Origin of the sequence: Janthinobacterium sp. Mn2066 (assembly GCF_049319705.1) — a bacterium.
In the GTDB taxonomy this organism is placed as follows: Bacteria; Pseudomonadota; Gammaproteobacteria; order Burkholderiales; family Burkholderiaceae_D; genus Janthinobacterium.
Map to the genome: position 1 here is coordinate 1 of NZ_JBMOUF010000024.1, position 7,713 is coordinate 7,713.

A 7,713-nucleotide genomic window follows, 5' to 3' on the forward strand; every position below is an offset into this window, starting at 1 on the left:
AACTGTCAGCGTAAGTATGCGAACGATAAAGCTAAGGAAGAGCTTGTGTCTGAATGGCAGAACTGACCCTACTGCCCTGCTGCAAAACAGCACAGTCACCCTGCAAGCCATGCTGGGCACACCGTTCCAGCATCAGGGCCGCTGGGTGATCGCCGTCTATCACCCCTCGTATGTCTTGCGCGCGCCCGATGAAATGAGTCGACGGCAGGCGTATGCGGTGACGGTGGAGAGGTTGCGGCAGGCGGTGAGTTTGATTGGGGACTAAGCAGACTTTTTGCTGAAACCATATGTGAATGAATCATATCGTCCCAGCTTGTACCTTACTACAGTATCCATTAAAGCCAGACTAGCTCAAACTGCCCCCGGCTACCTATCGCGGTCTATAACGATACATGCCTAAGGCTGCCATCACAACAAGCGCAACTGGACCCAACAAATCAAAAGGATGGAAATTACCGACACGATCTAGCTCCCCCAATATAAACGCCGAACCGATAAACCATACCATAGAAAGTATCCAGTCCATGGCATAGGAATATTTTCCGTTGGGCCAACCTAGCTTTTTCTCACGATAATATCGACGAGCAATTCTTCCGAAATTAAAACCGCTTACGCACCAAACGAATACGTAGATAAGAGCTAAACCAGTATCAGCAATGTTCAATATTTACTCCTTATTATCGACAGCTGCAATTAGCCGCTCAGGGGCCGAGTGCATGTGAGGTCACCAGAAACGGCGGGCCAATTTGCCACCGACCGGTGCAATCGTCGGCGCTGAGCGCATGCGGCAGGCCTGGCGATTCGACCGGGGCCGTATTACACGGACAGCCCGCAACGGCGGGCGCTATCCGCGATTTCGACGGTAAGCGTTTAACAGAGAGGTCGATAGCATATTACACGGGAAGCCTGCAACGGCGGGCTTTATGGCAAACCGGAGGGTTGCGTGATGTGTGAGGAATTGGAAGGGGCTGCGGGGACTCCCCGCACACCCCGCCGCCATAGTGTCTTGCGGGGGTTTTCGTACCAGGGCGAATTTTCCCGGTCCGAACGGGGATACGAACAGCCTACGGATAGCATACAAACAGGATACGAACAGGATACGGGACTGCTCAGTCCGTGTCCGTTTTTCGGCCCCGACCCCGTGCGCCCAGCTGAGGCCGTGTCCATTTGCCGGGTTTGACCCCGGCCCGCGTGCCTGTGCTTTTAGGCAAGCAGCCGATCACCTCACGCAGTGTGACTTCAGATACGCCGATACCGCCGGCTCGATGACTACCTTGGCCGACACATCGTCGATCTCGCGGCAGCTAATCGTAAACGACTGCCCTTGCGGAAGCATCTTGATCGGCCCGTAATCGTCGCCGCTGTCGGAATTTAATAATATCCAGGTAAATGGCGACGTCTTTTGTCCGGTCGGAAGCCCCAGTGCAGACAAATCCGAGCCAGCAGCATTCTGCAGCAGCTTTGGTTCCGCAGTAACTGAGCTTGCCCGATGGTCGTATTCCACCGCCTGCAGAACACGCCACTGTTCAGCCTGACCCAATTCGCCGCGCGGTAATACGTAGACGGCATAATATGCAGCAAGGCTGACAATGATGACGACGATACCCCACTTCACAGGACTGGCTCGGCTGCTTGAAGACATAATATCCTTGCGCTTAAGGGTTGAACGAGTTCAACGAGCCCGGACTGATCCCTCCCTGACCGTAGGTCTGGATCGTTGCACCAGGAAAGCTCATGGCCGCCCCTGCCGATATCTTCGGAAGGATCGGGCTCCAGCTGACGCTGCCCTCCCCGATACCGGCTGCGCCCAGTGCGTTGGTCACGGCGTTCGCGCAGTTATTGCTCGTCGGACTGTATTTTGATCCTTTGAATTTCTTCATGGAGTCCACGATTTTTTGCTCCTGCGCTTGCGTTGTATTCAGGCGAATCACCGATACGTCGCGCTTGGTCAACTGTTCATTGATATATGCCGTCGCACTGGATCCATATGGATGACCGGTACCGTAACTGAAGACTCCGGTCCCCGTCGTGGCCACCGCAATGTGACCGAACGGATTGGAGGAAATGGCGCCAGACAGAATAATTGCCGTTTCCAAGCCGGTAGGGTCGATGCCGCTCAGCGGATTCCCACCAACATATGCATAGGTATTGATCCCTCCTGCAAGCCCGATCGGATCACTCTGCAAATACCGCCCCAGCGACGCATCATAATAACGGTTCCAGTTGTACCACAGCCCCGACTCGGTATCGTAATACTGGCCTGGAAAACCGACATGCATGCCGCCGATATTGTCGACGATAACGGTGCGGTCAAAGGCCGCGTTGGCGGCGCGCCAGGCGACGGCGCCGTCGGCGTTGGTCAGCACTTCCGGACGACCCAGCTTGTCGTTATGGCTGGCGTAAAATTGGCCGTTGCGCAGCACGCCCAGCAGTTCACTACCGAGCCACACATAGCTGGTATTGAGCATGCCTTCTTCCATCAGCAACTGGCCATCGGGGCCATAAATGCTCAGTACGCTACCTGATTGCGTATTTTTATACATACGTTGGTTAAATGCATTTTAGTAATACGCATCGATCACCACGCTATTACTGGCCGATGCAATGCGGTTCATTGTACGGTGCAGCATCATAGTAACGCGCGATGGTCCAAGCAGACCGCCCATCGCGGCCAAGTACAGTCAAACGCCTACTTGGCCTCGGCCGGCTTTTCCTGCGCTTGCGAAGGGGCCGAGGCTGCCTTGCGCTCGTTTTCCACGATGGCGCGCAAGCGCGCACCGTTAAACACGCAGGTCACGCCACCGTTGTTGTACACCACGGCCTTGTTGAAATCGCAGGACTGCGCTGCGGCAATAATAGGCAATTGTTCGTTACCCCAGCTCTTGGGCAGGAAAGCAAACAGGTCGCCATCCTTACAGGCGGTGAGCGCACTCGCTCCCACATCCGATACCTCGCAGATGTGGTTGCTGAGCGCAGTGGAAGTGTCAGTTTTCTGGCAGGCAGACATGGCGATGGCGACCGCAAAAACGGAGGCCAGACGGAATGGCAAGGCAAATAGCATCGTTAGCTTTCAAGAAAATATTATTAAATAAATAAATTCATGAAATTATAAATTTGATATTTTTTAAATGCAATTATCTCTTGCGGCGTGGTCACGAGAACTTCGTACGCCCCATCCCTGCGCGCATAGCATTGCGCGATCACGGGGCACGCAGGGAGTAGGGGCGACCGGATACCGGACCATGAATCTTATCGAAATAAACATGATTGCGTTGCTGGCGCGGCAGGGAACTGAAGCTTACAAGTTCCCCCAAAACGCAATGATGGCTTCATAAATTTTTTCTAATATATCTTACCTTACACAAAGCATTTTTCATTCTCTTAAAATAAAAAATATTTGACAATACATTTGTCAAAAATACGCTATATGTTGGGCCATCCTTTGCAATCCAAATTAACATATCCGCATGAAAATTATCATGGATATTAATTTTTAAGACTGTTTTTTCAAAAACCCACCAAACAAGCCAGTAAAGACTCCAAGATAAGAAAACTGTAGTAAATCCTATTGGCACAGAAAGACAAATAAAGTCATAAATAAAATATTTATTTTCAATTTCATCCCTAGAGCTACAAGCAATAAAACCTATCGTAGTAATTGATAAAATACAAATCAACTCCAACCATCCCAACCATCCAGTTCCAGCCGTAGAGAAAACTAACGTGGAATATCCAAAAATATATCCAATCAAAATATTTACCAACATGTATGCTGATATCTTCTCCAACGATATTTCATCACGCGACAATCTATCAATAACAACTCTACTTCTAACTATCTCAATATTCATAAAGTCCTTATTTTTATTTCAATTTTTCATTCTCAAATGGAACTTGAAACAAACACCGTTTGGCTTATCGAAACCTCTCATTGCCGGCTTTGACATGTCATCTATCCGATATTTATTTTCATTTACTGGACAACTTAATTCGTTCTGCTGAATTGGAACAACATAAACATCACAAACCTCTTCAAAATCAGGAACCCCTGGTTGAACGTTAATTCCTGGCCAGTCTCCTGGGGTTAATTTATTAGCTAAAAATGGATTATTGCTGATATCCTCTTTTATTTTTCCAGGCAATTGATTGACAACCAGATTTTCGAATTGATCAGCGCTTCCCTAGCTTCGACACCGAAGATTGGTTGCAAATCAATGCTCACTGCTGGAAGTCTGCATGGCCTCTTCAGCTCGCTTGGCGGCAGTGGGATCTGTCTTACGTATATCTTCAATCAACTGCCTAATTTCCTCTCTATGCTCCAGGTTGTTATCGCCCATTAGCAAAGCAATCAACTCCAGCTTGGGATTTGTTTCAGGACATTTGACCGCCAGACGGAACCAGTAGACTGCATCCTCATATTTAAGCGTAAAATTGCTATGGTATCTGGCCAACTGATATGCAGCCTGGCAATTCCCAGCATGAGCACTGGTTTCTAAGCCGGCCAGGTCTTGCGTAGCTAAATTGAATTCCGAGGCCGGGCTTACACCTATCCTCTGCTGGTCTTTTTTAAAAAACCAGTAACAGATGGACAGACCCAAAAATAGGAAAATAATCACAATGATTTTTTTCATTGACGTATAGGAGAGAAGGACTTCCAAGGCCCAGGTACGCCGTCAGGGGGACCACTTGGAAAAGGGCCAGCTCCCCGCATGCCTGACTGAACATACCAGGTGAAATCCATTGGTGCGGTCACATCAACACCAAGTTTATTAGCCAGTTATTGTGCAAATGACGGCTGTCCATTACGCGATAATCCCGTGTTACAAGCACCCAGCATGATAGGCTGACCTTTCCAGTTAGGATCGTTATTAATCATTTTTGCAAGATCGGCTGGGGAAATTAGCTTTATACCATCTCGGCGATCCTCCATATTTCCTGGATTACCGTGACCAGCCACAGTGTATGCCCAAGGTACAGACCATGCATTATCCCCAGGATAGGTAACTGCATCATGATAAAGACCTTGAGAATTGAGAGGAACTGGCACGCGTCAAACCCGAAGTGATCGTCTCGCTGGGCAGCACCGCCTTGAAGTCCCTGCTGCAAGACAGCACAGCCCCCCTACAAGCCATGCTGGGCACACCGTTCCAGCATCAGGGCCGCTGGGTGATCGCCGTGTATCACCCGTCGTATGTCTTGCGAGCGCCCGATGAAGCGAGCCGGAGGCAGGCTTATGTGGTGATGGTGGAGGGGTTGAGAGAGGCGGTGAGCTTATTGGGGGCTAAACAATTTTTTTTGCCGGGACCATATATGTGAATGACTAATATGGCCCCAGCTTGTACCTTATTGGAGTGTCCAGGAAAGCAGGACTAGTTCAGGGCTAGGGAACCACTGATTAATTCGACTTTTCGCCCAAATGAAGCATGTAAGTTTTTGATTTTTAAGGCGAAAAATTTTAGAGATTGAATTAATCAGCACTTCCCTAACCCTAGCTTGTTATATATAAGAAAGGGTTTTCCATTCAAGATGGCATTTGATCCTTACTACTTTTCAGAATAAATATTTCGATAGATCTTTGGATTTAATTGCAAACGACCTTTTCCTTCATTACCTCTGAAGAGATCAATTCTAATTTCTTTATCAATCGGCATTTTCATTCCTTCAATTTGTATAACAAAAGTAAGATTTGGATCTGGCCATCGATTACTTTTCAGAACCTTTAGAACCGTTATTTTTGAGCCATAATTTATTGGAACTCGAAAGCCAATTTCAGATCCATCAAACCCAGGAGGAGGAATAAAAGTAATATATTCAACCTCCGCATTAGAGTGAGTTCTAATTCCATATGCATCAACTACACCAACGACCTCGTATCGTGAGCCTATAACATGCCTAAATTCTGGATCTTTACTCACGTCTTCGAACCGTACTTGACAAGCAACCAACGCGCCAAGCATGGTACACATTAGTAGCATAAAAGATTTTTTCATTTGGTTACCTCCTAGAAGGAACCGTCCAATCAAAATAATTCATTAGATTATTCTGCAATTTTTGCACTGAATTCCCTCCTTCCTTTTTAACAGCCTCCCAGTAAGCTTCTGGCATTGTCGGAATGTTAGCTTTCCAATCGGGTACATTCTTGGAAAGGAGTTCATCGACTTTTGCATCATGTATTTTTCCGAAAGTTTGCCCAGCCGGTACACAGTGCTCAATAGCCTTACTAATGATGCCACCTGGTGGTACAAAGAAATTTCCATCCCGTCCAACCGAATAGGTAGAAGATTGATCGTCCCAAGACCTAAACCAGTCTAAGCCATTTGGATCTATCCTTGAAATCGGATTTCCTTCCACATACGCATATGTATTGCCGCCTCCCGCCAACCCAATCGGATCACTCTGCAAATACCGTCCCAGCGACGCATCATAATAACGGTGCCAGTTGTACCACAGCCCCGACTCGGTATCGTAATACTGCCCTGGAAAACCAACATGCATGCCGCCGATATTGTCAACGATAACGGTACGGTCAAATGCGGCGTTGGCGGCACGCCAGGCGACGGCGCCGTTAGCGTCAGTCAGCACTTCCGGACGGCCCCGTTTGTCGTTGTGGCTGGCGTAGAACTGGCCGTTACGCAGCACGCCCAGCAGTTCGCTACCGAGCCAGAATCCTAAATACTACCTCGCCAAGTTCAAGGACGCGGTTGGCAAATCAACTTTAAATTCCGACTTTTTTGGCTGCACCGCGTGCCTCTGCTAATGAAGCGTCGGTTGGTCAAACTCTTTCTGAAATCCTTTACTCGGAGTGTAGCGAATTTCATACTGACCGGGCACATAAATTGTTATGAGCTCATCGTCATTTTCATATTGCTCCAGATTTGCAATCAGGACGAATGATTTTCCTGTATCAAAAATCAATTCTAAGCATTCACCTTCATTTTTAGCAATATCAATTAACTGACTTCCAACAAGTGAATGAAAATCCTGTTTGCATTTCTCCATCTCGCCACCGGAAGAGACTAGTATTTTATTTTTATTTTTCAAGCACCAATCACACATTAATGCACGAATTTTTATATCCTGCCCATCCGACGTCACAACCTTAATTAGCACGAAGGTTCCGAAGTATGGCGATGCCTCTACGACCTTCAAAGGCAGAAGCCTTAAAAAATTTACCCATAAATCTGGAAGCGTCATCATGTTCACCATGTCCCATTTGCAATTTGGCGAGCGATTTCATTAATCTGTTGATTACTGTAATTCTGTCCGGATATCGCATCATGAAGTATATCCCTTTTCGAGGATGTAAGCTTTGCGCTATTTGCTGCGTCCCTAGCCTGCTTATTTTGCTTCTGAGGATCACCAGGCATGTTCTCGCCGTCGCCCATCTTTTGATTCTTCATCCGTCTCTTGCCACCACATGCATCCTCGTCCCCATCCTAACGTCTAGATTCAATAATTGATCTTGATAGGTTTACCACTGCACTCGCAGTGTTATATGCACGATATGCCGTCCAACCTATTTCTGCGCCTTCAATAATGTAAGGAACTGCTACGATACATATGGGGCAAAGACCAAGTGCATCAGTTTTGGTAGGCGGATTCCCACCAAAATATGCATAAGTATTCATCCCTCCCACCAACCCAATCGGATCACTCTGCAAATACCGTCCCAACGACGCATCATAATAACGGTGCCAGTTGTACCACAGCCCC

The 7,713-nt window shown here is 47.7% G+C and carries 12 protein-coding genes and 1 pseudogene; 2 read left to right on the forward strand and 11 right to left on the reverse strand.

Annotated features, from left to right (window positions below):
- Positions 1-265 (forward strand): annotated as a pseudogene (locus ACL9RI_RS27440) (hypothetical protein); the annotation flags it as partial.
- A gap of 105 nt (positions 266-370) precedes the next feature.
- On the opposite strand, the gene ACL9RI_RS27445 reads toward ACL9RI_RS27440, so the two are convergent.
- The 7 genes from ACL9RI_RS27445 to ACL9RI_RS27475 form a co-directional block, all read right to left on the reverse strand.
- On the reverse strand, positions 371-664 hold the full coding sequence (locus ACL9RI_RS27445) for a hypothetical protein (protein WP_422729616.1): 294 nt from the start codon (positions 662-664) through the stop codon (positions 371-373).
- Between the two features lie 555 nt (positions 665-1,219).
- Entirely contained in the window at positions 1,220-1,642 is a 423-nt protein-coding gene (locus ACL9RI_RS27450) for a hypothetical protein (protein ID WP_422729617.1), read from the reverse strand.
- Positions 1,643-1,655: 13 nt separating this feature from the next.
- Positions 1,656-2,543, reverse strand: a complete 888-nt coding sequence (locus ACL9RI_RS27455) for an RHS repeat-associated core domain-containing protein (RefSeq protein ID WP_422729618.1) — start codon at positions 2,541-2,543, stop codon at positions 1,656-1,658.
- Positions 2,544-2,689: 146 nt separating this feature from the next.
- Positions 2,690-3,061, reverse strand: coding sequence for a hypothetical protein (locus ACL9RI_RS27460; protein ID WP_422729619.1), 372 nt, complete (start codon positions 3,059-3,061; stop codon positions 2,690-2,692).
- A gap of 268 nt (positions 3,062-3,329) precedes the next feature.
- On the reverse strand, positions 3,330-3,851 hold the full coding sequence (locus tag ACL9RI_RS27465) for a hypothetical protein (protein WP_422729620.1): 522 nt from the start codon (positions 3,849-3,851) through the stop codon (positions 3,330-3,332).
- Positions 3,852-3,869: 18 nt separating this feature from the next.
- Positions 3,870-4,142, reverse strand: coding sequence for a hypothetical protein (locus tag ACL9RI_RS27470; RefSeq protein WP_422729621.1), 273 nt, complete (start codon positions 4,140-4,142; stop codon positions 3,870-3,872).
- Between the two features lie 69 nt (positions 4,143-4,211).
- A complete protein-coding gene (locus ACL9RI_RS27475) occupies positions 4,212-4,658 on the reverse strand; it encodes a hypothetical protein (protein ID WP_422729622.1) in 447 nt (148 codons plus the stop codon).
- Positions 4,659-5,040: 382 nt separating this feature from the next.
- On the opposite strand from ACL9RI_RS27475, the gene ACL9RI_RS27480 reads away from it, so the two are divergent.
- Positions 5,041-5,316: a uracil-DNA glycosylase family protein gene (locus tag ACL9RI_RS27480; protein WP_422729627.1), complete on the forward strand. Its 276-nt coding sequence runs from the start codon at positions 5,041-5,043 to the stop codon at positions 5,314-5,316.
- A 227-nt stretch (positions 5,317-5,543) separates the two neighbouring features.
- Here the strand turns inward: ACL9RI_RS27480 and ACL9RI_RS27485 are convergent, their stop codons facing one another.
- The 4 genes from ACL9RI_RS27485 to ACL9RI_RS27500 form a co-directional block, all read right to left on the reverse strand.
- The gene (locus ACL9RI_RS27485) at positions 5,544-5,990 is read right to left on the reverse strand and encodes a hypothetical protein (protein WP_422729623.1); all 447 of its coding nucleotides are present in this window, start codon (positions 5,988-5,990) and stop codon (positions 5,544-5,546) included.
- Between the two features lie 4 nt (positions 5,991-5,994).
- Positions 5,995-6,639: an RHS repeat-associated core domain-containing protein gene (locus ACL9RI_RS27490; protein ID WP_422729624.1), complete on the reverse strand. Its 645-nt coding sequence runs from the start codon at positions 6,637-6,639 to the stop codon at positions 5,995-5,997.
- A gap of 114 nt (positions 6,640-6,753) precedes the next feature.
- Positions 6,754-7,197 (reverse strand): hypothetical protein, encoded by a 444-nt coding sequence (locus ACL9RI_RS27495; protein WP_422729625.1) that lies wholly within the window; start codon positions 7,195-7,197, stop codon positions 6,754-6,756.
- Positions 7,198-7,436: 239 nt separating this feature from the next.
- A partial coding sequence (locus tag ACL9RI_RS27500) for an RHS repeat-associated core domain-containing protein (RefSeq protein ID WP_422729626.1) occupies positions 7,437-7,713 on the reverse strand: 277 nt, incomplete at its 5' end.

Coding starts and splice junctions, on each gene's coding strand:
- ACL9RI_RS27450 (WP_422729617.1), bottom strand. CDS start 1,642: ATGTCTTCAAGCAGCCGAGCCAGTCCTGTGAAGTGGGGTATCGTCGTC.
- ACL9RI_RS27465 (WP_422729620.1), bottom strand. CDS start 3,851: ATGAATATTGAGATAGTTAGAAGTAGAGTTGTTATTGATAGATTGTCG.
- ACL9RI_RS27485 (WP_422729623.1), bottom strand. CDS start 5,990: ATGAAAAAATCTTTTATGCTACTAATGTGTACCATGCTTGGCGCGTTG.
- ACL9RI_RS27455 (WP_422729618.1), bottom strand. CDS start 2,543: ATGTATAAAAATACGCAATCAGGTAGCGTACTGAGCATTTATGGCCCC.
- ACL9RI_RS27495 (WP_422729625.1), bottom strand. CDS start 7,197: ATGATGACGCTTCCAGATTTATGGGTAAATTTTTTAAGGCTTCTGCCT.
- ACL9RI_RS27460 (WP_422729619.1), bottom strand. CDS start 3,061: ATGCTATTTGCCTTGCCATTCCGTCTGGCCTCCGTTTTTGCGGTCGCC.